This is a genomic window from Sphingobacterium sp. InxBP1, from assembly GCF_026191775.1.
GTDB lineage: Bacteria > Bacteroidota > Bacteroidia > Sphingobacteriales > Sphingobacteriaceae > Sphingobacterium > Sphingobacterium thalpophilum.
Genome location: NZ_JAINDX010000041.1, coordinates 82,223 through 108,321, shown reverse-complemented (window position 1 = coordinate 108,321; position 26,099 = coordinate 82,223). Strand labels below are relative to the sequence as shown.

At 46.6% G+C, this 26,099-nt stretch carries 15 protein-coding genes; 4 read left to right on the top strand and 11 right to left on the bottom strand.

The features are described from left to right. Positions 1-2 precede the first annotated feature (2 nt). Entirely contained in the window at positions 3-1,118 is a 1,116-nt protein-coding gene (locus tag K7A41_RS06235) for a glycoside hydrolase family 88 protein (protein WP_265712999.1), read from the bottom strand. Between the two features lie 255 nt (positions 1,119-1,373). Between K7A41_RS06235 and K7A41_RS06230 the strand changes: the two genes are divergently transcribed. Then, a complete protein-coding gene (locus tag K7A41_RS06230; RefSeq protein WP_265712998.1) occupies positions 1,374-5,426 on the top strand; it encodes a response regulator in 4,053 nt (1,350 codons plus the stop codon). Positions 5,427-5,537: 111 nt separating this feature from the next. Here K7A41_RS06230 and K7A41_RS06225 read toward each other — a convergent pair whose 3' ends face one another. The 4 genes from K7A41_RS06225 to K7A41_RS06210 all read right to left on the bottom strand — a co-directional run bounded on the left by K7A41_RS06225 (position 5,538) and on the right by K7A41_RS06210 (position 12,679). Then, a complete protein-coding gene (locus K7A41_RS06225; RefSeq protein ID WP_265712997.1) occupies positions 5,538-7,079 on the bottom strand; it encodes a RagB/SusD family nutrient uptake outer membrane protein in 1,542 nt (513 codons plus the stop codon). Positions 7,080-7,083: 4 nt separating this feature from the next. Beyond that, positions 7,084-10,308 carry a SusC/RagA family TonB-linked outer membrane protein gene (locus tag K7A41_RS06220; protein ID WP_265712996.1) on the bottom strand — a complete coding sequence of 1,075 codons (3,225 nt, stop codon included), beginning with the start codon at positions 10,306-10,308 and terminating at the stop codon, positions 7,084-7,086. Positions 10,309-10,700: 392 nt separating this feature from the next. Next, positions 10,701-11,396: a helix-turn-helix domain-containing protein gene (locus tag K7A41_RS06215; protein WP_265712995.1), complete on the bottom strand. Its 696-nt coding sequence runs from the start codon at positions 11,394-11,396 to the stop codon at positions 10,701-10,703. A 125-nt stretch (positions 11,397-11,521) separates the two neighbouring features. Beyond that, complete coding sequence (locus K7A41_RS06210) at positions 11,522-12,679, bottom strand: homing endonuclease associated repeat-containing protein (protein WP_265712994.1); 1,158 nt, start codon at positions 12,677-12,679, stop codon at positions 11,522-11,524. A 268-nt stretch (positions 12,680-12,947) separates the two neighbouring features. On the opposite strand from K7A41_RS06210, the gene K7A41_RS06205 reads away from it, so the two are divergent. Continuing rightward, a complete protein-coding gene (locus K7A41_RS06205; RefSeq protein WP_265712993.1) occupies positions 12,948-13,895 on the top strand; it encodes an aldo/keto reductase in 948 nt (315 codons plus the stop codon). Between the two features lie 95 nt (positions 13,896-13,990). Here K7A41_RS06205 and K7A41_RS06200 read toward each other — a convergent pair whose 3' ends face one another. The 5 genes from K7A41_RS06200 to gldL form a co-directional block, all read right to left on the bottom strand. Then, positions 13,991-14,962, bottom strand: a complete 972-nt coding sequence (locus tag K7A41_RS06200; RefSeq protein ID WP_265712992.1) for a hypothetical protein — start codon at positions 14,960-14,962, stop codon at positions 13,991-13,993. A gap of 2 nt (positions 14,963-14,964) precedes the next feature. Next, positions 14,965-16,824: a RagB/SusD family nutrient uptake outer membrane protein gene (locus K7A41_RS06195; RefSeq protein WP_265712991.1), complete on the bottom strand. Its 1,860-nt coding sequence runs from the start codon at positions 16,822-16,824 to the stop codon at positions 14,965-14,967. A gap of 11 nt (positions 16,825-16,835) precedes the next feature. Then, complete coding sequence (locus K7A41_RS06190; RefSeq protein ID WP_265712990.1) at positions 16,836-20,030, bottom strand: SusC/RagA family TonB-linked outer membrane protein; 3,195 nt, start codon at positions 20,028-20,030, stop codon at positions 16,836-16,838. A gap of 347 nt (positions 20,031-20,377) precedes the next feature. Then, positions 20,378-21,913 (bottom strand): gliding motility protein GldM, encoded by a 1,536-nt coding sequence (gene gldM, locus K7A41_RS06185; RefSeq protein WP_265712989.1) that lies wholly within the window; start codon positions 21,911-21,913, stop codon positions 20,378-20,380. A gap of 30 nt (positions 21,914-21,943) precedes the next feature. Beyond that, positions 21,944-22,756, bottom strand: coding sequence for a gliding motility protein GldL (gene gldL / locus K7A41_RS06180; protein WP_265712988.1), 813 nt, complete (start codon positions 22,754-22,756; stop codon positions 21,944-21,946). A 313-nt stretch (positions 22,757-23,069) separates the two neighbouring features. Here gldL and K7A41_RS06175 point away from each other — a divergent pair, with 313 nt between their 5' ends. Continuing rightward, a complete protein-coding gene (locus K7A41_RS06175) occupies positions 23,070-24,149 on the top strand; it encodes a mechanosensitive ion channel family protein (RefSeq protein ID WP_265712987.1) in 1,080 nt (359 codons plus the stop codon). An 88-nt stretch (positions 24,150-24,237) separates the two neighbouring features. Then, complete coding sequence (locus tag K7A41_RS06170) at positions 24,238-25,308, top strand: endonuclease/exonuclease/phosphatase family protein (protein WP_265712986.1); 1,071 nt, start codon at positions 24,238-24,240, stop codon at positions 25,306-25,308. 6 nt (positions 25,309-25,314) lie between these two features. On the opposite strand, the gene K7A41_RS06165 is transcribed toward K7A41_RS06170, so the two are convergent. After that, positions 25,315-26,088 carry a DUF4249 domain-containing protein gene (locus tag K7A41_RS06165; RefSeq protein ID WP_265712985.1) on the bottom strand — a complete coding sequence of 258 codons (774 nt, stop codon included), beginning with the start codon at positions 26,086-26,088 and terminating at the stop codon, positions 25,315-25,317. Positions 26,089-26,099: the final 11 nt, after the last annotated feature.

Genomic DNA, 26,099 nt, shown 5'->3' with positions numbered 1-26,099 from the left:
GTTTATTGTCGATCCAGATAACGGTACATTTGCGTGCCGGCCAGCAGAAAGGCCCCCACTCCAAAAGGAGCGGTGGAACGGGCGTCGACGACCTGCCCTGGGATGGCCTTCTCGCCAATCGGCTGTATATAGCCGACACGTCCATCGGGCTGCACCGCGGTTTGGCTAAGGTAGCGCCAGCCCAACAGTGCCGCATCCCGATATTGCGGTGCTGCCAGCAGTCCGTGATTGATCCCCCACAGCAGGCCATAGGTAAAAAACGCGGTCCCACTGGTTTCCCTGCCGGGCGCATGCTGGGGATCCAGCATGCTGCGTGTCCAGTAGCCTTCGGGCTGCTGGCACGCAACAATCGCGGCTGCCATTTCTTCGAAGCGGGTTTTATAGTGGCTGTAATGGGGTGAGTCTGGAGTCAGGTCCTCCATGACCCGGGCCAGCGCAGCAAATACCCAGCCGTCGCCCCGTGCCCAGAAATCTTTTTTCGCCTGAGTGGTTTTGTGTTTGGGATATACATATTTGGCATCGCGGTAATATAATTTCTCCTCCTCGTCGTACATGATGCTGTCTGCATACTGCATATAGGTAAACAGTTTGTCCAGATACAGTGGGTCATGTGTCAGTTTGTACATCCTGGTCATCACAGGCATGACCATATACAGGCCGTCTGCCCACCACCAATAATCGTTGTTGGCCGTGTGGATCTGATAATTCATGACTTCCTTTGCCCTGGCGATCTTATGGGGTTGGGGCGAAAGTTGGTAAAGGTCGATATAGACCTGGAAACAGATCTGCCAGTCACCGAAAAGGACGTGGTCATCCGTCTCGCCATAGGTATACTTCCAGTTTGCCTTATCGTCGGATTTTGCGCCTTCCCATCCATTATGCTGGGCCCAGTCTTCGGAATAGCGTAAATACTTTTTTGAGGGCTGGATTTTATATAGCTCCATGTTGCCGGTATGATAAGCAGCCTGGTCCCAAAATGCCCAAACTTGTGGCTTATGATGGGATTGCCAGTAGCTGTTGACCCGGTTGAGCTGGTCGAGGACTGCCTGCTTCTGGGATTGTTGCCCAAAAGACAGCTGTGTGATAAGGATTAAACATAGAATAAAATAGCTACGCATGATATCAGATTTAAAATTGTTTGTCATCTCATTTGAGTATAACAAAACTACAGTAAACGCGGGCAACTGATGTTTAAAATCAGCTTAATCATCAGCTAAAATAAGATCATTTCCACGCTCAACGAGTTAAAAAACCGTTTAAGTTCGATTGAGAAACATAAATGTAAAATAAACATTTATACTTTTCAAAACATTCTCTAACTTTAGCATGAGTGATAACCAATTGATTCAGCCAGCACATTAAGCCTCGGGATTATGGTACGTTTTATGCAAATGATCATTTCGCTCTGCCTGTATACTTGGGCAGCAGGGCCTCTTTACGGGCAGCATATCGCGCTCGATCCAATGGCCAAAAATTACGAACTCCCTTCCTTGACTATCAATCAGACCATCCAAGATGATGAGGGGTATATCTGGTTTGCTTCCACACAGGGGCTCAGCCGTTTTGACGCCTACAACATCCTAAACTTTAAACTGCGAAACGCCGATGGCAAGGTGGCAACCGACCAGAATATCCGGGCACTGGCAGCCTATGGGCACTACCTGGTGCTGGGGAGCGAAAAGGGCGTTTATCTGCTTGACAAGCGGAAGTATACGCTGGCGCCGCTTCAAGATAAAAGGTTGGAAAATGTGCGCATCAATACCTTGTTGGTCGATCGGCTACAGCGGTTATGGGTTGGTACTGATGACGGGCTATTCATCTACGATAAGCACTTAAATCCCTTGACAGAACGGCAATTGGCCAATATCCTGAACCGGAATATGCGGGCGCATACCGTCAATGCCCTATTTGAGGATAAACAGCAAAATATCTGGATCGGTGTATGGGGGCTGGGACTTTTTCAGCTGGCTCCGGGTAGCAAACAGCTCATATCTTATCCGAAGCTCGGCCAACGGAATGCGCCCTATAAGCTTATGCAGGACAACAGGGGACAGCTTTGGATCTGCACCTGGGGGGACGGCCTGTACCTCTTTGATCCGCACAGGGCTGAAAACCCGTACCGCGAAATCGTAATAAAAAACAGACGACGGCATGTGGATAAGGAAGATTTGTTTTACAATATCATCCAGGATCCGCATCGGCATTACATATGGGTCCTGTCGTTTTCGGGGATTACTACATTGCGTTATCAGGGGACGCAATTGCAGGAAGTCGATCTTTCTGCCTATTTTGATCAGACGACCAATATCTTTAATGATATTTATGCGGACCGAAATGGGACGTTGTGGTTGGCAATAGGCGGCAAGGGCATGTCCATGCTGAGTTTTAACAAGCCGGTTTTCCGGAATTATGCCTTCCGTCAGATCAAAGAGCAGTATAGTATTGCTCCCAATATCAATATGCTGTACTGTGATCCAAAGGGGGTACTGTGGTTCAATCTGGAGCGGCTGGGATTCGGCAGCCTCCAGTCCGATGGCAGAGAGCTCAGTACCTATAGCAATTCGGACTTTAAGGACCTCATCTCGATACGGGCGGTGACCTCCGCCATTGATGTTGATGACCAGCTGTGGGTAGGTTCGGCTTATGAAGCTTCGATCAATGTTTTTAAACGCGCGCATCCTGGCCTCAAATTGTCCCATAAGATCGATCTGCAACAGTTTTCTCCCGAAGGTATTCCTTCTTTTTTCTATAAAGACAGCGACCAGCAGGTCTGGATTGCAACCAACAGGGGACTCCTGCTCAGAAAATCCCAGTCCACCACTCTGGAGCGGGTAAGCAGTATCGTGGATCAGCCTGTCAGTATAGCGGAAGACCACAAAAATGGTCTGTGGGTCGCTACCAAAAGCAGTGGCTTATATTACCTGCAGCGGCATCAGCCTCAGTCTGTGCTCCTGCACATCGGGAAGGAAACTCCGGTACTGAAGACTGACCAGATCGAAACAATGGATATCGACCGGTTCGGTAATCTCTGGATCGGCACCAAAAGCAATAGACTGCTACGCTACCAGCCTGCATCCGGTAAGGCGGAAGAAGTCGCCAATACCACTTTGTTTGGCAAAAATCAGCTGCTCGATATTGTCTGCTTACCGCATCATACTTGGCTGTCCACGACCCGTAATCTGTACAAGATCGACCCACTGAACAAACAGATCAATGAATTTGCAGCGTCGGATAGCCTACAGGTGAGCATGTTTGCTAAGCGTGCATTTGCCGTGGATAAGCAGCAGCAGGCGGTCTTCTTTGGAGGATACAATGGTGTGGTCCGTCTCGACGAAAATAGTCTGGTCGCCAATTTTAAGGAGAAGGTGCTCATTACCGATATCAAGGTCAACAATAAATCGCTTATTCTGACTGGCAAAACTGGAAAATTCAGGACAGGTTTGGAGCAGCTGACCCTAAGTCCGAATGACCAGAACATTGAAATCGCGTTTTCTACATTGCCCTTCACCCAGCATGACAAAATCCGGTACGCCTACAAGCTGGAAGGGGTTGATGAGGACTGGATCATGGCGCCCCGAGACCGTCTATTTGCGACCTACAATAATCTAGGCAAAGGCAGTTATCGTTTTCTGGTCAAGGCTACGGACCTGAATAACCAATGGGACGAGGCGATTACCGTGATGGAGATCAGCAAGACGCCTGCGTTTTATGAAAGCAACCTGGCCTATGTCTGTTATGTCCTCTTGCTGGGCGGCCTGGCATTCGTTTTTATGAGTTATTCTTTCAACCGGATCAAGTTGCGTAGCGATCTCAAAGTGGCTCAGATCGAGAAAGAAAAAGCGGACGAACTGGCACAGTCCAAGCTAAGCTATTTCACCAATGTATCCCATGATCTGCTGACTCCATTGACCATCATCTCCTGCCTGGTGGACGATGTGCAGATGACGACCAAAAACAACCTCGAACAATTTGACAGCATGCGCCTCAATTTGAGCCGCCTCAAGCGCCTGCTCCAGCAGATCCTCGATTTTCGGAAAATAGAACATAATACGATCAAACTACAGGTCAGCCATGCGCATTTCCCATCCTTTATAGACCGGCTTGCAAAATCGCATTTTGCGCCGCTGGCCAAGAAAAAGAATATTCAGTTTGAAATATTGCATGGTGAGTGCCCGGAGATAGTCTTCTATGATGAGGATAAAATTGACAAGGTGCTGTTTAACCTACTTTCCAATGCATTTAAGTATACCATGGCTGGAGGCAAAGTCACGTTGTCTTACTATGTAGTGTCCAGAGTGGACGGTGAATTTCTACATATCTATGTCCGCGACAGCGGTGAAGGCATACATCCTGCCGAGCTGACTAAGATATTTACACCATTTTACGCCAACAGTTCGGCGGCCCATCCCGAAAGCAACGGTATTGGACTGTCGGTCAGCAAGCAGCTCATTGATATGCATGGTGGCCGTATCGAGGTCGAGAGCGTACTGCAGCAGGGCAGCATCTTTCAGGTTGTCATCCCGGTAAACAGAAGTTACTATGTGGAAAGGGATATTCATATTATTGACGAATCGTTTTCCAATACTTTGCAGGAGCATCCTGTTGAAACAGCAGAGGCAGTTCAGTCCGCATCAGCAGGCTGTTTGGGCGAAAACCGGCTGCAGCTGCTTTTGGTAGAAGATAATGAAGAACTGAGGAACACGATGTGTAATATCCTATCCAGGAACTATCAGGTTCACCTTGCCGTGAATGGACAAGAGGGGCTTGAGAAAATTCAACAACAGGAGATCGACATTGTGGTAAGCGATATCATGATGCCTGAAATGGATGGACTGAGTTTTTGCAAGGCCATCAAATCGAATACTGAATATAATCATATTCCGGTGCTGTTGCTCACGGCCAAAAGTAGTTTGGAGGACCGTATCGAGTGCTATCAGGCGGGAGCGGATGGCTACATCAGCAAACCTTTTGATGTCAAGGTCCTGGAAGCGAAGATTCAGAGTTTTATTATCAACAAGCGGTGTAAACAGTTGAATTTCCACAGCAATACACAGATCAATATTGCAGCTCTGGATTACACACCGGCAGACGAGCGCTTTATACAAAAAATGGTCGCGGCCATCGAAGAGCATCTGGCGGATGATCAATTTGATGTGCTGAAGCTGGGAGACCTACTCGGCTTGTCCAAATCCACATTGTATCGCAAAACAAAGGTACTGCTGGATATATCCCCCAGTGAATTTATTAAAAATATACGCTTAAAACATGCTTGCCAGCTGATGGAAAAAGACCGGTCGATCACCGTAAGTGAGGTAGCCTATGAAACCGGTTTTACGGACCCGCGCTACTTTGCCACCTGCTTCAAGACGGCGTTTGGGCTGACGCCGAGCGAGTTTCAGAAAAAATGCGCGTCAGCTGTCTCCTGACGGGCTATAAATTTGTGACTTGGGAGTTTGCGCCAGAAAAAAGGGACCATCCATTTTGGAGGTCCCTTCGTGCTGTCTTCCCGCTGGGAAAGTTAGGAATGCTGGAATTCTTTAGTCCAGCAAAGTATTGAAGTCGGTTTCTTTTGCTGGGGTAACAATTTTCCAGTTGTTGTTGTCTGTCGGTTTGATTTTTGCGCCGAGTACACCCTGAAAATTACCACCTTCGCTGAATGTTTTGCGCGAAATGCCGTCTCCCCAACGCTTCATGTCAAAGAAATCGAATCCTTCGCCCCACAGCTCAATGGCCCGGTAAAGTTTGATTTCGTTGAAAAGATCTGCACCAGTTTTAGTACAGTTATATTGAGGGTCTCTGCCTGAAGTCCTGGTCAATTCGTTGAGCAATGCCTGAACCGAGGCAGCGCTTTTGCCTTGTTTATATTTGGCTTCAGCTTCAATCAATACCATCTCCGAAGATCTGAAATTATTGACCTGTCCAACACCGGGCATGCCGGTCGCATTAAATTTAAATTGCATATAAGCGTACGCAGTTGCATTAGCGGGTATATCTTTATAGATCCCACGAATATAGCTTAATCCGGCGGCGTCTCCCTGCCCGGTCGTACCGTTGAACTTAAGGCCAGTAGTTACAGGGTCTAAAAATAGTCCTTTACGGATATCAGTCGCCGGTATCTGGTTGTACAAATCTTTGCTGATCGAACGCGGGTATGTCCTGACTACCGAGGCCGTGGAATTGTAAGCCATGTAGGCTAAAAACGAATAGAAGTAAATGGTCTCCTGATCGTTGTCATATACTGACCAGATCCACTCTTTATTTGGTGTTGAGAAGCCTGACTTATACTCGTTGGTAGACATGAGCGGATAATTAGCGCGTGCAAGGATAGCATATTTTTCCGCGTTGACATAATCTTCCTTATTGAGTGCTGCACGGGCGAAAACAGCGTATGCCACATCTTTGTTGACTTCATAGTTATTCGCTGCATTGCGCTCAGACTTGCTGCTTTCATACAATTGAATGGCGGTATTTAAATCGCTATAGATAAGGTCATAGGTCTGTCCCAGGGTCGATAGGGGAAGATCGTCAAATCCAAGTTTTGTGCGTAAGATAACGGCTGTGGTACTGCCGTTGTTGGAGCTTGACCAACGGTCGCCGTACAGCTGCGCCAGCATCATATAGGAATACGCTCTAAAGGTCAACGCCTGTGCTTTGATAAAATCCTTTTCGGTCTGAACACCAGGTGTATTGTCGATATTGTCAATAATCGCGTTGGCGTTGGCAATAATCGTGTAATAGTAGTACCAAGGGTAAAAAGTATAGGTACTCTGTGGATTTGAGAAATACTCAAAATTGACGACCGAACTCCATCCTGTCATTGGAATGGAAAAATGATTTCCCGCATAATTACCATAATACATTTTTATGGTACCTTCGCCATTGAACCCTTGGGAAGACAAATATTGTCTTTTCATGAGTCTGGACAGGCCGTTAACAGCCATCTGCGCGTTCTCAACCGATTCAAAAACTGTATTTGGTGGGACCTCATCGGTTGGATATTTCTCTAATGTGTCTTTTTTACATCCGAATAGGAAGAATAGGGCGGACATCAAAACCCCGATTTTAACTATATTTTTCATTATCTTATAATCCTATGTTAATACCAAACGAATAAACTCTATATTGAACAAACTGGTTGTCGCTTGTGCCGTTGAATGATTGTTGCGGATTGTATCCCTTCAAAGATGTCAGGGTAAACAGGTTTTCGGCCGAAAACACCACATTGGCACGACGCAGGTCAATAGCAGCGAGTAAGCTTTTTGGAAGATTGTAGCTTAAAGAAATGTTTTTCATGGACAGATACGAACTGTTTACGATAAATCTGTTGGAGACTGTGCTTACATTGTATTGGCTGTTGGCAAAATTGACCTGTGGCACAGCATTTGGATTTATACGGTCGGCTGAGGTCAATGTCATGCCCTCGGGCGCTTCTTTCCATGCGTTCGCGAGGTCGGCATGTACGGCCGAAGGCGTACTGCCCAGTCCCATTAAGCTCGCATAAGAATAATCGAATCCCTTCCCGCCAATTGAATACGTAAACAACGTGGACAAGTTGAAATTCTTGTAGTTGATGGAGGTATTAAAACTTCCCATCAGTTTTGGAATGGCGCTTCCACTCCAGTCCCGGATAGCATAGGACGCGTTGCGGGTATACATTTTGCCATTGACTTCGACCTGAAACGGTGCCCATGCCCCTGTAGTGGAAGTAGGATCATATTTTTCAGTATCGGCATAATACAGTGCCTGACCTGTCATCATATCCACCCCAGCGTATTGGTACAGGTAATAATCATACACGTTGTGTCCTTCCTTGTAATTAAATGGAGAGGCCAATAATCCCGTCTCTTTATACTCTGCTGGCATTTTGGTGATCTTGTTTTTCAGGATCGTGGCGTTGGCCCCAAAGTTCCATTTTAGGTCTGCATTTTTGATTAGGTCCACATCGAACGTGAACTCCATCCCTCTGTTATACAATTGACCGATATTGCGTTTGACAATGGCGTTGCTGATCGTGTTGTCCACAGGGCCAACGGATAATGGAAGGTTAACATTGAAGATGAGGTCTTTTGATGTCTTATCAAAATATTCGACCGTAAAATTCAGCCGTTTGAATAATCGTCCTTCTAAGGCAAACGATGTAGACTGGCTGCCTTCCCATTTGAGCGCCTCGTTTCCAATGTTACTGCGGTATAAAGCTGCCGCGTTATTGTTTTGTCCGATGGCATATAAATCCATGTAATCGTATTCGCCAAGACTCGCCAAGTTACCGACTACGCCCGTTGCTGCTCTAAATTTTAAGCTATTGATCCATTGGATATCTTTGATGAAGTCCTCTTTGGAAAGCATCCATGTAGCACCCGCAGACCAAAACTTGTCCCAACGATAGTCGGGCGACACTTGTGACGAACCATCGGTACGGAAGGACCCTTCGATGTAGTATTTCTCCGCATAATTGTAACGTACGCGTGATAAATAGGATTCATAAGCTTTCTCCTTCTGATAATCCGTCAATGTAGTGATCTCAGAAAAATTGATTAGCTCGGGTTTGCCAGCAAAGGTTTCTTTGGTCTTATACCCATAGAGGTAGTTGTACCAATTGTTGTAATTTTCGTGTCCAACAAATACATCTACATTGTGTTTGTCGTGAAATGTATTGGTATAGGTCAACTGTTGTTGAAACGTATAGTTTTTATAGTTATATATCGTACGTGATGCCCGGCCGTTGTTGCCTGCTCCATCACCAATGATGGCGTTGTTATAGGAATTGGAGACACTGTTGCGGATGTTGATATCACCGATAACCTTGAAATCGAAATTTTTTAAAAATTTGATATTGATATACGCCTGGCTATTGAGGGTATTGCGGATGCCCTTGTTTAAGTTAAGCTCATTTTCCCAGATATAATGACGGCCTACGTTCTGATTACGGGTTGTTTCACCGTTGTCGTAGATTTTATTTTTATCGTTATCTAAGACATACTCTCCGGTTTCTGCGTCATGCAGGTGTACAGGATAGATGGGAGCGATGGTACGGGCAAATCCCCATGGGTTCGTAAAGCCAGATCCTGAACCTGTGGTATTGTTGCTATTTTGGTGACTGGCGTTGACAGAGAATCCGGAGGTAATCCATGATTTAGGGGTGATATTGGCACTGATGCGGCCAGAAAGACGGTCGAAGTCAGAAGTTTTGATATAGCCATCCTCCCCGAGATAGCCCACAGAAAACATATAATTACCTTTTTCACTGCCGCCACGACCATTGAGGTTGTAGTCTCTACGGTAACCATTTCTAATAACTGGTTTAAACCAATCCAAGTCCTCAGCATAGGTGCCTTTGATCTTGGCATCAGGCGACAATCTACCGTTCGCATCAAAAAGCTGTTCGTTTGGTAAATCGAATATATTAAGCTTCAGAACCGTTGGGATTAGATTCTTGGTCGCCTCTGCATTCGCTTGCTCAACAGTCAATTTGTTGTTTGGAGCCCAGAGGTATTGGTTACGCAGCCCTTGCCAAGCGACCTCCATAAATTGCTTGGCGTCTAAGCGGTCATATTCCGGAGTGCCTCGGGTAAACAAGCCCTGATTGGCTTGAAAGCTAAGCTCAGTGGATCCCGCAGATCCCTTTTTGGTGGTGATAACGATAACACCATTGGATCCCCTATTACCGTAGAGTGCTGTCGATGTTGCATCCTTCAATACAGAAACGGATTCGATATCTGCCGGATTGATATCGGAGATATTTCCCTCAAATTGGACCCCATCCAACACAATGGTTGGGGACGCGTTGCCATTAATACTCGAAAACCCACGTATCCGTATGCTCGGAGATGAGCCGGGTTCGCCGTAAGAGTTGTTGACCATAATGCCTGGAGCAGAACCTTCCAAGACCGAGGTCACCGAGCTGACCGGGCGTTTTTCAATGTCTTTGGCTGTGATACTGGATACTGCGCCAACGATGGCCTCTTTGTTTTGCTTGCCGTAGGCCGTTACGACGACTTCTTCGAGGCCTGTGGAACTGGCATCAAGTTTTACGGTCAGGACTTTTGCACCGTTGACGGCTACAGATTTGTCTGCGTAACCAATGGAACGGAATTGCAAAACGTCATCCGATTTGACGCTCAACGAGAAATTTCCATACAAATCGGTCTGGGTTGCTTTGTTGCCATTTTTTACCAAAACAGTGACATTGGGGATGCTCACGCCCTGATCTGTCGTCACTTTACCTGTCACCCGGATTTCTTGTGCATACAAGGTGGAGGTAGACATGGCAGTGGCCATGAGCACACAATTGAGTAATTTGTGTTTCATATATAATAGTTGATGTTTAATAATTCAATAGGTCTTAGCACATGATACGGCATATACCATATTATAGATTTCGTTTACTGTTTTTCATTTCGAGAGCTAAAAAAAGGCCCAATAGTTAGGTGAACAAAAACAAAATGTAAATGTTAAATTTTTGTTAAATGCAAAGATATAATAATTTTTAATATTGCCTTAATTCGTTGGAATTTTTTTAAAATACACAAGTTTTCTTTTCGATTTTATAATCGATCGATCGGAAGCTGCTTGCATGACGTCTCCTATGGGTAATTAGAAAAGTGTACTGGGAGGGCGGACACAAGAGGGTTATCAGATAGACACAGTGTAGCTACTGAGGGGAGATTCTCCTGAGACATGCGTTGCTTGTTAGCGTTGTCTTAAGCGACGACGCTGTTACGGAACCAATGGTAGCCTGAAAGTTTCTCAGGATTAGCGAGCAAATCCTCTTCATCCTGGAAATAGACCCAGGTCCGTTTTGGTCTGCCTACACCGACACCATAGTCCCAAGGTGTCTGGTGCCGCTTAATCAACCCATCTCCCACGTAGCGCTGCAGCATCACCTGAATTCGTTCTGGTGAAGCACAAAGGCCGTATTGCCGGGCAAAATCTATGGCCATTTGGAATAAGGTGCGGGGACGGAGAAAGTAATCCGTATGATGTACAATGAGGCGGATCTGGTCGCGGTCTTTTTTGCTTTTCTCAAATTTCTCTTGCGCTGCAACGCTCTGGTTATTTTTTTTAAGAGCGGCAGCCTGCTTGCGTCTTTCTTTCTCTGCGGCCCGGCTGATGGCAGACAATTCCACTTGATCGCTTAACTCATGATTAAAATCGCAGAATGTAGTCAGATCAATTGCCAGGATTGTGCAGATTTTCAGAATTGATTCCAGCGTGATGGGCGTAGTTCCCTTAAAATAGCCATGGAGCGACCGGATATTGATCCCAGCTATCGGCGCAAACTCCTGAAGAGAAAGTTTTGTTAACTGTAAAATCTCAAGGATGCGGAGGGATACTGCTTTTGAAAGCTCGTTTTTTTTTGTAAACCTTTTTTTGAAATCCTTTACTATCAATGTCATTGTTCATGAATTTGGTTTATAATAAAGCAAAATAGGCGGGTGTTCATGTAAAGATAATATTTTTTCTTAAAATAGAGCTCTTTGACCCTCGTCTATTTCTGTTGAATTTGACCTCAGCAGTGGCGCTAACGCTGCCGGACATATTGCGGTCGTTTCAATATATCCCGAAGTTGTTCTTCCGTATACTGCTTGCTCCCCAAGGTATTTAATTTAAATCCACAGACCAGACGCAGGCCATTCATCGAGAAAAACCGTTTCTCGTACACTTCTCTACTATATCCGGTCAACTCCAGCAATTTGCTGCGCGGCATCCCATTTTCGAATCCATGTGCAATACTTTTGGTTTTGTACAGCTCGGCCAGCTCCTTTTTGCTGAGCTTGCAGCGTTTGGGCGTCTTATGCGCAGGCTGCTGCCCGATGGTCAGTAGAAATTGGTTGAGGGGCATTCCTGTTTTCCATTTCATGCCACTGCTGCTGATCTTCATCTTCGCTTCGAGTTCCTTGGTGGAGGGAGCCCTACCCAGAGACTTGGCCAGACTGAGATAATGATCCTGAATACTGAACCCACTGACCGGGACTTTAGTCCCTGCCAAATAACAAAGATTGTTCCAGCCAAACTTTTTTTTGAGATACCAAGTCGAGGGGTAGTCATCGGGCTTGAGCCGCATGTAATCTTTATAATGTTTGATCCGGTGTTTTTTAATTAGTTTGACTACCTTTTCCTTGGCCTCGGCTTCCGTCATTGTCGTGATCCGAAAATATGGGGTCAGGCCGGCGTATTCCAGCACATCTGCCCAGGTATTGACTTTGAAGTGAGTGAAATATGACCTGAAGTTATAAAGGCCTTTGGTTTTAACGCAATCGGCAATGGTCGGCGAACGCCGGTGTTTGAGATAAAACTTGACCAGTGAATTTTTTAAGCGGCCTTTGGAAGTGATCCGGCGATCATTGGGATCAAAACCGGCAGCGGCAATAAACTTGTTCCAGCTTCCAAAATAATTGACGATGGTGCCCATCCTTGGTGTAAACTCGCGCCGCATCGGAATACGCCCGTTGGCGTCATAAAAGTCCTTTACCATGTCCATGAGTTCGTCTGTAATCTCGGCTTTGCTCCTGCTGTTGGGCTTTAATCCTGCCGCTGTGATAAACTGATTCCACGTTCCAAAATAACGACGCGCAATCGTATTGACATCTTCCATTTCACGGCGCACAGGCGTCCGCTGGTGTTTTTTATAAAATTCGTTGACTTTAGAAAAAGCATGCTTAATGATCTCTTCCTGCATTTCTTAAATTGTATAATTAATGGTTTATCTAGGTTATGATAGATACTAACTAAAGATAATAATTTTCTTTTTAGCGTCAAAATAATCAGGCGTTTCCTTATTATTTGACAATTTTATGTGGTGTGAATTTAGCGGGCATCGATCCGAATATCGTAACTTTAGATAGCGTACAGGCGGCAGGATTGGCAAGATCTATAACGCGCAAGAAATAGATGAAAAGCCTAGTTGAATACCATAAAAATACACGTAAACGAATAAATAGTTATATATGAAAAAACGACAGATAAATCACACGGACTTGCAGATTGCGCCGATCAATTTCGGTGGTAATGTGTTTGGATGGACATTAGATGAACAGCAATCTTTCGATATCCTGGATACATTCGTAGGCGCTGGATTTAACTTTATCGATACTGCCGATACATACTCCTGGTGGGTGAATGGCCGTGGCGGACAGTCTGAAGAGATCATTGGAAAATGGCTCAAAAGCCGGGGAAACCGTCATGATGTGGTGATTGCGACGAAGGTGGGCTCGGAAACCAAGGAACACGGTTTTGATATTTCTAAGAAGCATATCCTGCAGTCGGCGGACGAATCCTTGCAGCGGTTAGGCGTAGACCATATTGATCTATACTATACACATTTTGATGATAAAGTGACGCCTGTGGAGGAAACGCTGTCGGCATATGATGAGCTGATCAAAGCCGGTAAGGTACGGTACATCGCCGCCTCCAATGTCTCTCCGCAGCGCCTCGTCGAGAGTTTTGAACTGGCTGAAAACAATGGGCTACCCAGGTATGTGGCCTTGCAGCCACATTATAACCTAGTCGAACGCGCGGGTTTTGAACAAGACTATGCCCCGCTGGTTGAGAAATACGATTTAAGTGTCTTCCCATACTGGTCGTTGGCGGCAGGTTTTCTAACTGGTAAATACCGAGCTGAAGCTGATTTCGAAAAGACGACCAGAGGTGGTGGGGTCAAAAAGTATTTTGATGAAAAGGGAAAGGCTGTCTTGGGGGCCCTGGATACTGTGGCTGAGAAACATAGGGCTAAACAGGCGACGGTCGCGTTGGCCTGGCTATTGGCGAATCCACTGGTGACTGCCCCCATCGTCAGTGCGACCAGTGAAAGTCAGTTGCGAACCTTATTTGCAGCTCCCGACCTGGAATTGGATCAGGAGGACATCAGGCTGCTGGATCAAGCCAGTCAAGGGTAAGCTGATAGTCCTGTTGGCCGGCAAACAAAGTAAAAGGAGAGGGGTACCAACAATATACTGGTACCCCTGATTATTGAGGGAAAAAGGGATCTTGTTTAATTTTGCCTTTTGATACTGAGATTGAGATAGCGGTTGTTGTCAAAACCGCTTAGGGCATTGACAATCACAGCACCATATTTGTCGTCTGCAGTTTTGAAATAAAATAGGCTGCCCACTTTGAGATCCTCCAGTTTGAGATTACCGGTCTTACGTGATACTGCATTGCTCTGAATGACTGCTCCCGAGGTCAATGTATTTAGGAATGCGCTAGCCTGATTGTTTTGAAGACTTGAAAAGTAGGTCGTTCGGCCCTTGCCTGCAAGTTCTGTAAAGTCAAATGCACCGAACGGAATCGGACTGGCCTGTAATGAATAGATGTTATATTTGTAGGTAACATTTCCATTGGCTTCAACGGTATATGTCCGGTACATTCCCAAATCTATTTTTTCCGGATGGCGTTTGGCCTCGGCATAGGTATAGGTTTTGCCTTCCATCAAGTCTATAAAACAGGCGCTGCTCCGGTCTACACTATCCGGCATATAAAGATTGCGGTTGATGAGGTGCACATAATCAGATCGTACATTATAGGTAACGGAAGTATAACCATCGCCCATAAAGACGCCCTCCCTGTCCACGGCCATGATCCGAAAGGTGGCTTCACCTACTTTATCGGCGCGGAGTTTATATACATACCGGAAGCTTCGTTTTTCGGATTCTCCCAACGGGATCTTTAGGGCCGCTGCCCCGGCACCATTGTAGAAGATCCAAACCTGATGCATGTCTTTGGATTTGGAATTGATGGTAAAGTCGACATAGATGGAATCACCGACGGCAACATCCTTATACGTGCCGATATTGAAATCGTTTTCTACATGAAGGGTCACCGATACATCTTCAAATAGGTTGAAAATATTGTCCCCTTCGCGTTTACAGGAAAATAAAATGCCGAGCATCAGGAGCAGAAATACCCCATTGGCTTTCATCTGTAAATAATTTGAGATCCTATAGTTTAAATCAGAACGCTTCATAATTAGTTATTTAATGGGTCAAATGTACCGCCTTCATAACCGATGGTCTGCTCCAGCAAAGGCGATGAGTTCATAAAAGTGTTGGGAAGGGGGTAGAAATAATAATACTCACGGAAGGCAAAAGCGCCGTTGGAGCTTTCTGTGCGCAGGTTGTAAGGATATTTAAAATAGGCGAGCACCGTGTCCCGATTATTCATATCCAGCATTTCTCGATGGAGTACGCCAGCTTCGTTTGCTGTTTCCAACTTTGTTTTTTCGGTATTTGATTTCGTTTCGAACAGGTAGGTCTGTATCGTTCCTTCCAGCCTATGCATGCGTCGTGTACGGCGCAGATCATGGTAGCGCTTACCTTCAAAGGCAAATTCGATCTGCCGCTCGTTCATCAGCAGATCACGCATCTGCTCTTTGTTGGTCGCCAAGGCGAGCCCATAATCATAGCTGCCCTGTTCGATGCCTGCCCGCTGGCGGATGCTGCGCACAAGCTCTTTGGCCAGCGACAGGTTGCCGGTTTCGTTAGCTGATTCGGCATAATCCATGATCACCTCGGCAAAACGGATTTCAATCCAATCCATGCCATTGCCGCCCATATCATTGGCGATGCCAACGGCAGCGGCTGAAAGCGCTGGATTCACAAACTTTTTGCAATAAAACGACTTGATCGATGTTTCATTAGCGGCATTGCTGTAATTCCATTGGCGGCGTCCGTTTTTACCGCTCAACGGCCATTCGGATCCATTGTACACAATCGTGTTTTTGAAGCGGGGGTCCCGGTTTTTCCAGAACAGCGCGTCGTCATATAGGGGATTGCTGCTATTGGCGGGAGTACCGTCTTTCATACGATAGGCGTTGAGCAGAAGGGTGGTGGGCACATAGTAATCTGCCGGCGACCCGCCCTCTGACGCTGGGCGCGAAGCACGCTCCACAATGGTATACCGCTTAGGTGAGGTTGCCGAATAGGAGCGCACCACCACCGCCTCGGTGTTGGCAATTCCTTCTTTCAGGAAAATTTCGGCGTAATTCGGCATCAGGGCATGGCCTGCCGCAATACAGAGGTCATATGCTTCTTTGCTCGCTTGCAGTGCGGTCTCCCAACGTTTGGCTTCATAGGGATGCGCAGCATTGTCCGTTGGGTTAAACTGCGGACTAGCCCAATAAAGCAGCGCTTTGGCTTTGAGTGCTGCCGCCGCGGCTTTGGTGATTTTACCGCGCCCAGTGGCATCGTCCCAAGTAACGCCTTCCAGGTTGGTCATGGCCGAATCCAGATCTTTCACGATCTGTCCAAAACAGGCGCGGGCTGATGCCCGACCCTCCAATTTTAAATTGTCCGGATTTTGGGGCTCGGTCACAAGCGGAACGCCACCGTAGAGCCGCGTCAGTTCAAAATAAACCATTGCCCGCAAGGTATAAAACTGGCCCAGGAACTTCTTCTTCACGTCGCTTGGCAAATTGCCTCCTGGAATGTAGGCAATAGCGTTGTTGCAGCGGGCGATATCAAAATAACGGTTGTCGCCCACATTCGTGCCCTGGTATTTGGTTGCGATATATTTGACGTCATTGAGCGTAATTTCACCGCTCAATCCCAGTACTTTTTTGCTGGGTCCATTAGTGCCTGAAAAATAGTTTTCATCACTGGCATAATGCATTTGCATGTCATTGGTAGTGACCTCATGTGGATGGGTAGGCATAATCATCGAATAAGTTCCGGCGAGATAGTATTCTATCGCCCCTTCATTATCCCAAATGCGTGCGTCGAGCCCCCCGTGATCGACCAGTTCAAAAAAATCATCCTTACAGCTTTGGGTCAGGAAGGTTGTACTGGAGGCCAATAGTAAGGCTAGGATATACTTAAAATGTTTTTTCATGTCGTTAGGAGTTAAATGCCAAAGTTCAAACCAAAGGAGAGTGTCCGGATCGTCGGATAATTATACAAGGACGATGAGTAAGGGTCGCGATGTTTAAATGGTGCGACGATCGTCCATAGGTTGTTGCCCGAAAGCATGAGCTTGAGCGAACGTACATTGATCCTCTCCGTAAAGCTCTTGGGGACAGACCAGTTAAATACCATATTGTTGATGCGGATGGTTGTCCCATCTTCGGCCCAGAATGTTGAATTCCATTTTCTCATCATCGCTGCATCATCATAGCGCGGAAAGCGGCCATTTGGATTGTCCAACGACCAGTGATCTTCCCAAAAGCTCGGCACATTAATCTTATCGGTAGGGGCCGTCATCGCTTGCGACTCATAGAAAGCCTTGCCGCCAAATACCGCACGCAAGTTGGTATTCAATGAAAAGGACTTATAGGCTAGGCCGATGGTAATACCGGTAGAGAAGATAGGATCGGTATTTTCAAACATGGTAGTCAGGTCTTTTTCTGTAATTTTTCCATCACCATTGGTATCTTCATATACTGTCCAGCCGACTTGGGGTACCTTGCCATCGATGGTGTAGTTGGGGTGTTGGGCCAAGAAGTTGTCCACGTCCTGCTGTGTGCGTAACATATCCACATAGATCAACCCGTAGTTGCCCGTGTTGTATTTGCGGGAATCTGTACCCATTTCGACTTTCCAGTCCGGATAGGAGAAATCCCAAAGCTGGAATTTATTGAAGTACGTTTGCGTCGTATAGCTACCTGAGTAGCCAAAGTTCATATTGGTGGATAGGCGGAGTCCATTGGAAAATGTATTTTGGTAACCCAGCGAGAACTCGGTTCCCCAGCCTTTGCGTTTCTGGTAATTGACCACAGGGGCTTTAAATCCAGCATACATGGGAAAATTTTCATCATTTCCTTTGTCGAACACATCGTACGAATCGCGGAAATAATACTCAAATCCGAAGCTCAGCTTGTTGTCAAACCAGCGCGATTCAAGACCGAAGTTAAAGGTACGATGCTTTTCCCAGGAGATGTCGGGATTGGCGATGATGGTTGGATTGAGCGACGCTACAGGAGTTTCTCCATAGAGATAGCCGGTGTTAACCAGGTCTACGCTAAAGCGGTCCTGCCATAGACGTGCTGTCACGCGATCCTCGCCAACCAAGCCATAGTTGGCCCGCAGCTTCAAATAGCTGATGTAGTTGAGGTCCTTGAAGAAGTTTTCTTCGCTCACTACCCATCCTGTAGCGACCGTTGGGAATAAACCCCAGATATTGCCCTTGGCAAAGCGGGATGAGGCATCCAGCCGGGTGACTACCTCCAAGAGGTATTTTTTCTTATAATCGTAATTGAACCGACCAAAAAACGAACGTTTTACAGCTTCTTCGATCGTACGCCCGTTGTTGGTGAAGGTCGATTGATCAAATGCCCAGTACTCATCCAGGTCGAGCAGCTGCTGGTTGGTCCAATACGCTGACAGGCCCTCGGCGTTGGAAGCGGATTGCTCTGCCCCAAGCATCACGTTCATGTTATGCTCGCCAAAGCTATTGCCATATTGCAATACGATATTGCCTTGGTAACTGCTGCCTTTGCCCAGGGAGGGCGCAATTTTCGTCTTATTGCCATCCATGCGGAATGTGGTATTGACCGTATTGGTATAGAGTAGGTTGTTGTTGCCGGTCCGTACAAAATCATATACCGTATAGGCCGGTAGGTACTCCTGACCACTGGATGATGTACCCGAATGGGAAACCTGAATGCGTGCATTAAAGCCTTTTAACGCCTTAGGTGCATAATTCAGTGATGCGTTGATGTTATAGTTGGAGTTGTTGCGCTTTTGGTAATAGCCCGAATTGATGATGGCCAGGGGATTGGTATTGCTGTTGGCATTGATATTCGAAAAGTTGACCGGAAGGCCATCGATCTGAATGGGTACCCATTGTGGTGTGGTAATCAGGGTCTGGTAAAAATTCTGATCCCTGTCGTCGGATAGGCTATTTTGGCTGTTGGTCTTGGTATTGTTGACATTAAAGGCCACATCAGCTTTTAGCCCATCGATAATTTCGGCATTGAACCCTGACCGGAAGGAGTATTTCTGCTGACTCATTCCCGCATAGTTGCCGTCTTCTTTTTGGTAGCTGCCGCCGGCAAAAAAGGTGACTTTTTCGCTGCCACCAGAAATAGATAGGTTGTGCCGTTCCATCTTTGAGGATTTCCAAAGCTCATCGTACCAACTCTTGTATGGGCTAGTTTGGAGGTAAGCGAGGTCCTCGTCAGAAAAGAAGAGGTTGGGCTGTGCGTTGTTTAAGGCATAAGCTTCATTCAATAGCTTGGCATGCTGATAAGCGGATAGCATTTTGGGCTTAACCGTGGCATCTGAAATACCGATATAGCCATTGTAACTGAGTTGTGTCTTGCCGGCCTGCCCTCTTTTGGTCGTCACAAGGATAACCCCTTTGGCGCCCGAAGCGCCATAGATCGCCGCGGAAGCGTCTTTTAGAATAGATATATTTTCAACCATCGACGCATCCAGGTTTTCAAAGACATCCGAAGTCGAAATGATGCCGTCGATAACATATAGAGGTTCGTTTGTCACACCCTGCAATTTGGCCTGGTCAGAGGCGAATGCATTCCTGACGTTAAGAGTAACGGCAGCTCCCGGCCGGCCAGAGGACTCGCTCACGCCCAATCCGGCCACCCGGTCGCGTAAGGCTGCTGCAATATTGGCCGCAGGGATATCCTGGATTTCCTTGGGATCCACAGAGGCTACAGCGCCCAATACTTCCCCTCTTTTTTTGCTGCCGTAACCGACCACAACGACCTCATCAATACTGGCATTAGGCTCCAGCCGGATCGTGATACTCGTCTTTCCTCTCATATCGATTTCCTGAACTTTATAGCCAATGTAGCTGACGATAATGACCTGGTTATCGGTCGGCAGGTTGATATGAAATACCCCTTCTTCGTCCGTTTTAACTCCCGCTTTGCTGCCTTTGACGAGGATGGTGGCACCATGCACGGGCTTGCCGTCAGCATCGAGTACACGGCCTGTGATACCGGCAAACCTCGTACTCAGCAACAGCGGATTCTCGGGCAGACTGCTGGCGTAACTCAGGTTAGAAGACAGTACCAGCAAGGGACAAAGCAATTGCATACTGCTTTTCAGAAGTGCTCTGGTTAATAATCGATTATTCATGCGTATATAGTTATGTTTACAATAGGTTCTGCGAAAATTGGCGTTACGGCTTCAAACTAATTGGTTATCGTGCCACCCTTTAAGTCCGTAGTACAGCGATACCTCAGATGATGGGATTGTACTGTATCAGATTACGTTTATAAAAGGCTCACCTTGCAATAATGGAAATTAATTTTTGCACAACTGTCCTGAACTGTTGGGTTCTATATGCAGGATATGTGTATCTGTATAATAGGGAAGGATAGGTCTGGCATGCTAATATGCTGCTTTGCCGGTAGGATAGTGAGCTAAAAAAAATATCTGCCCGCGTCGACGCGGGCAGGTATTTTTTCTAGCAGATGACGTGATTAATTGGCAGTCAGCGCCACAGCATTGAGTTGTCTAGGGGAACCGTCGGGACCTACGGCGACAATGTTGTCAAAGATGACGCGGGTGCCCGGTACGATGCTATTCAGCGCCGAAGACATGCTCGAGCTAAGTTGTCCGCCGGAGGTGGACAACACAATCGCATCAGCACGTGGCTTCGCAATGATCATGGTAAACTTGGTGACTTTAAACGATGCGTCAAAGTCAAAGTTGTCGAGCTTGGCAAATAGTGCTTTTTGTGCTTTGAGCGCTACAGTAGCCATAGAGCCACCCGTCTTACCGGCAAACTTGGCTATCGGATCGGGGATTCGCTTGACTCGGAACTCTGTCGAGCTCAGGGTCTGTGTTTTGCCTGGAGCGACTTCGGCAGATACGGTAATGCGAGCTGTACCCGGCGAACTTACCCGCACATTGTACTTACCACCACCGGCGCCGGAGATGCTGCCCCCACTCATGCTGACACGGATTTTGTCTGCAGGTGTCCCTGGTGCAGATACTGAAATCGGATTGTTCACGCCGATGTACAGCACGTTCATTTTGTCTGGTGAGACCACAGCCGACGGGCGGGCTACCTGATAAGTCTGCTGCGGTGTACGGTATTCCTTAAAGGTGCCGTCAGTTTGTTTTACGCGGATCACCCCGGTCCAGGTAAAAATGCCTTCCCGGTTGGTCGCAACAGAATAAACGCCTTTTCCATCGACAACCTGTAGCGCGGATCCATTGACTGAGATCGCTGGTTCGGATTTTGAATCAGAAGCCGTCAGGAATACTTCGGCCTTATAGGGCTGGCCCTGTATCAGATATGAACTTGGCGCAACGGCTACTGCGGCAAACTTATCCAGATTCACCACGGCCTGATCCATCTTGCCGAGGATGATCTTGACGATATCTGACTCTGCATTCTGTGCATCGGTCTGAATCTTGGTCAGGATAGTCATAGCAGCAGTCAGCGGTGTTCCACTGCCAAAATTGATCTCCTCCCAGGATTTTTTCCCATTAACCGATTTCTCGGGATCTTTGGCCTCTAGTGAAAAGGAGACCGTTTTTTGTTCTTCAGGTGTCAGTAGGGCCAATAGTTTGGCGCGGGTTTGGTTGATCTTGTCTTTCAGTACAGTGGCCTTCTTTTCATTGATCATCAGGTTGGGAGCGATATCCTCGTTTTCACGTTTGACTAGGTCGCCCCGTTCCTCATCATAGCCACCGCCTTGCTTCACAAACTCTTCCTTGAGGGAAGCGATATATTGATTGAGCTCACCGATGATAGCCTGTGCCTTTTTGGCTTTTTCATAGATGGGCTTTGCCCGGGCGGGCTCTTCCTTTAATTTGCTGTTTTCAAATGCGGTAAACAGCTGCTGTACCGCTGTGTTGACATTTGATTTGGATGTCTCCAGACTGTTGTTGATATTTTTGAATGCGTCCAAGATCGAATCCGGTACATTGAGTGCCAGTAAGGCAAGCAAGACCAGATAGAGGATGCCGATCATCCGCTGCCTTGGCGTTTCTCTTCCTAATGCCATTGTTGTTGAATTAAGTTATACAAGAATAAATTAGATGCGCGGCTGGTTCATGGCACTGAGCATGTTGCCGTAGATGGCATTGAGTGCGTTGAGGTTTTTGGCCAGCTTGCCAACTTCTTCTTTGAATGCTTTGGAATCGTCCAGCGATTCGTTGAAGTTTTGCATGGTATAACTGAGGTTCTCGTAAAATTTGTTCATGGATTGCAGGTGGGAAGCGGAGTCGCGCAGCTCACGTTCATACATGGCATTGAGCTGACTCAGGTTGGTGGTCAGGCTTCTAACTTGGTCATGGTAGCTGGCGGTGTCCCCCGAGGTGTTGGACATGGCTACCAGGTTTTCGGAGGCTTTTTCAAAGGCCATGCTCAGATGGTCAAACTTGGAGGTTGCTGTCCGAAGTTTCTGAGTAAACTCTTCTGTGGCCAAGGAGACATCAGAGAGCCGGTTGATGGCAGATACTTTTTCACTAAAGTCACGTAATCCGCGGCCTAGATTTTCAATACTTGCTGGCTCGATGTTGGCTTCGGCAAACATTTTGTCCAATGCCGCAGTAGCCGAAGGACCGGCTGGCTGAGCGACGATGGCTTGGCCCCGGACTGGAAGCTCACCGGTAAAGTTATCGTCCAGTTCGGGATACACACGTGACCAGTCTGGCTCGGGTGGTGGCGGATTGAATCCCATTAGAAAGAATAGAAAGGCTTCTACGCCAAGTCCGATTCCAATCATATAGTTGGCCGTGCTGCCACCAATATGCAGGATCTTGAACAGTACCCCAATAATGACGATACTCGCGCCCCAGGATATGGCCACATTTAGCCATCTTGAATTGTCTTTTTTCTTGCTCATAGTTTTTATGTGTGTTTGGTTTAATTTTCTTGGAAAGTTCTGATCATCTTATCGTCTTCTATCCTTGTATAAACGCCAATTGTATATTTCTATTACATCAAAGAGGCGGAAAAACAGAATTATTTAGTGCTGATTCTAACCGGCACAAACTGTTCAAAAAACATACCAAAGCAGGTTTACCTAGGCATTTTTAATATCGGGTGTTGTTGGGGCAAATTAATATGCATGTTTTTCAAAATAATACAAACGTTACTGTCGTTGAGCAGTTATTTTATAAGAACTAAGATGTATAAATAACAGAAAACATCCTCTTATGGCTGATATATTCATTCGACTTTCACAGACTTGGCCGGCATGGCTCTGGAATATTGCGTTAATCTTATTTTCATTTCTGGCCGGCATCTTGATTAAATTGATTTTTATTCCCCTGCTGCGCCGTCAGGCCATCGAGCAGTCTTCCTATTCGCTGTTCCGCTCCTTTATCAGACGCTTCAACCGTGTGCTAAGCATTTTTATTCCGCTGGTTATTTTCAACAGCCTGCTTCCTTTTTCCCATTTCAATACAACGACTCTACATGTGGTTTCCAGACTGAACGAGATTCTGTTGGTCGCATTTTTTGCTATCGCCTTGATCCAGGCCATTAAAGTTTTTGAAGACTATCTCTACCATCGTTTCGATGTCAACAAGGAGAATAATCTGCGTGAACGTAAAGTCAGAACCCAAATCGTCTTTATCCGCAAGGTGGTCGTCACAATCATCATCCTGGTATCTCTGGCGATCATCTTACTGAGTTTTGAAAGTATGCAGAAAATAGGTGCCGGGCTGCTCACAGGGGTAGGTGTAGGCGGCATCATTATTGGATTTGCGGCCCAGAAGTCGCTTGGAAATTTGCTGGCTGGTTTTCAGATTGCCTTTACGCAGCCCATACGTATGGATGATGTGCTGGTCGTCGAGGGCGAATGGGGGCGGGTGGAAGAGATCAACCTCACCTATGTGGTGGTGAATATCTGGGACAAACGGCGGCTGGTATTGCCGATTACCTATTTTATTGAGAAACCCTTCCAGAACTGGACCCGTACAACTGCTGAAATCTTGGGGACGGTATTTATCTATACTGACTTTACAATACCTGTACAGCAGCTGCGCGAGAAGCTGACGGCCCTGCTGACTGGCCATCCACTCTGGGATGGCCAGGTCAATGTGCTCCAGGTCACTGATTTCAGGGAGCAAACTATGGAGATCCGTTGCCTGATGAGCTGCCGCAATTCGGGACAGGCTTTTGATCTCCGCTGTTACATACGGGAAAAGATGATCGAATATATCCGTACCAACTTTCCCGACGCACTGTCCAAGACACGGATTGAGTACCTTCCTGCGGCTGAAAAAAAGTGATAACTTTAATGGTTTATTCATAACCGGATTTTTTCAGAAGGCATATACGCGTCAAATTATATATTTGTAATGATTTTATAAGATTGCTATGCTTATACTCTTTGCCATTATCTCAGGGCTCCTGATTGTGCTGAGCTTGATGCCGTTCATTCAAAGCCAGCACTGGGTCTTTCGAGTAGCCGAATTTATCAAACTGCAGCTGCTCGTCTTCCAGGTGCCAGCACTGGCCTGGGGTTTTTATCTGCTCGGTGAAGCGCCCTGGGTCTGGGGCTTGCAGCTGCTGCAGGGGGCCTTGCTGCTTTACCATGTGTATATTCTGGTCCGTTATACCAAGTTTTGGCGCCGCGAGAAATATGAAAAAGGTAAGGATGCATCGGATAGCATTAAGATTATTTCCTGTAATGTACTGCAGTTTAATAAAGAACACGAACGGCTCATTGCGCTGGTCAAAAAAGAACAGCCGCAGATCTTTCTGACGATGGAAAGCGATGCGGTGTGGGAACAGGCGCTCCGTGTACTCGAAGTAGATTATCCAAATACGGTGAAGGTGACTCTCGACAATACCTACGGTATGCACTTTTACACAAACCTGAAAATTAATAAAAGCCAGGTGCATTACTTTGTCGCCGACGATATTCCCAGTATTGAAGCCGAACTCGAAACAGCCGATGGTCATCGTTTTATCTTTTTTGCGGTACATCCACCACCACCTAGTCCGACGGAGGAGGAAAATTCCAAAGAGCGGGATGGCGACCTGCTCAGTGTGGCCAAACGGGTACGGGACTATAAAATGCCTGTGGTAGTCACCGGGGACTTTAATAATGTGGCCTGGGCAAAATCCTCTGTATTGTTCAAAAAAACAAGTAAGCTGATCGATGCACGCATTGGAAGGGGGATCCTATCCACATTCCATGCCAATTATTGGTTTTTCCGGGTGCCGCTCGATCTGCTGTTTCATAGCCCTAATGTGTTTATTGATAAGCTATTTATCTACCCTTCTGTGGGGTCCGATCATTTTCCGATGGGGTGTACCTTTTTTATTGATCGCTATTCGGACGAGCAGGCAGAAGATATAGAACATCTGGAGCCCGGAGACATGGCCGAAGTCAATGAAATGATCGCGGAGGGGAGGGCAGAGGAAAGCGATAACCGAGAGTAGGTCAGTTTAACGGATCTGTACCCGATATTCCCGCATAGGTGCAACAGAGAAATAGCCGAGGGCTCCATTCGTAATATTCGACGGGGGATTTCCAGGAGCGGCATTGCTGAGATTATTCCGCTGATATTCATTCCAGTATTGATAAGTTTTTTCATCTACGCAATAGCGGCGTATGACAACGTCGTCGCCTGGAGAAAGATCTGTTTCAAGGTCTGAAATATAATGCGTGACTTTCAGGCCATCGTTAAACTGGTCGTTTTGTGTACTGGCAAAACGGAATGGCTTGCCATTAACGGATAAAGTGTACATATAGTGATTAGCGACATTGGCGGGATCCTTAAAGGTCATCGTAACAAAGAAGTAACTATCGCCTGCAATTTTTTTCTCAAAGATTCCGGTAGAATCAACTGCAACGTAGGCAGGCATCTTGCTGGTCGCTGTATAGCTCTTTTGCTGAACAGCCACTTTTAACGTATAAGTGCGTCCGCTCACGGGCTTAAAACTGCGGTGTACGTAATAACCATCTTTTTCGTATTGGAATGAATAGCTGTGCTTTTGGTCGTCAGTAACGACGACATTGGCACCCTTTGTCCCTGAACTGTTGATAGGTTGATCAAATCCTACTGAGCGTGATATGCGGATGCGCTGTGTAGTACTTGCATCGGTAAGCTGGGCGTCAATAACCAGGCGTGCGTCTGCCGTGTTCAGGTCGATGTCTATATTCTCCTCGCAGGCAGTAAATAGGATTAGAAAGCAAAGGGGGAGCAGGTCTGTTCTCATAGTCATGCGGT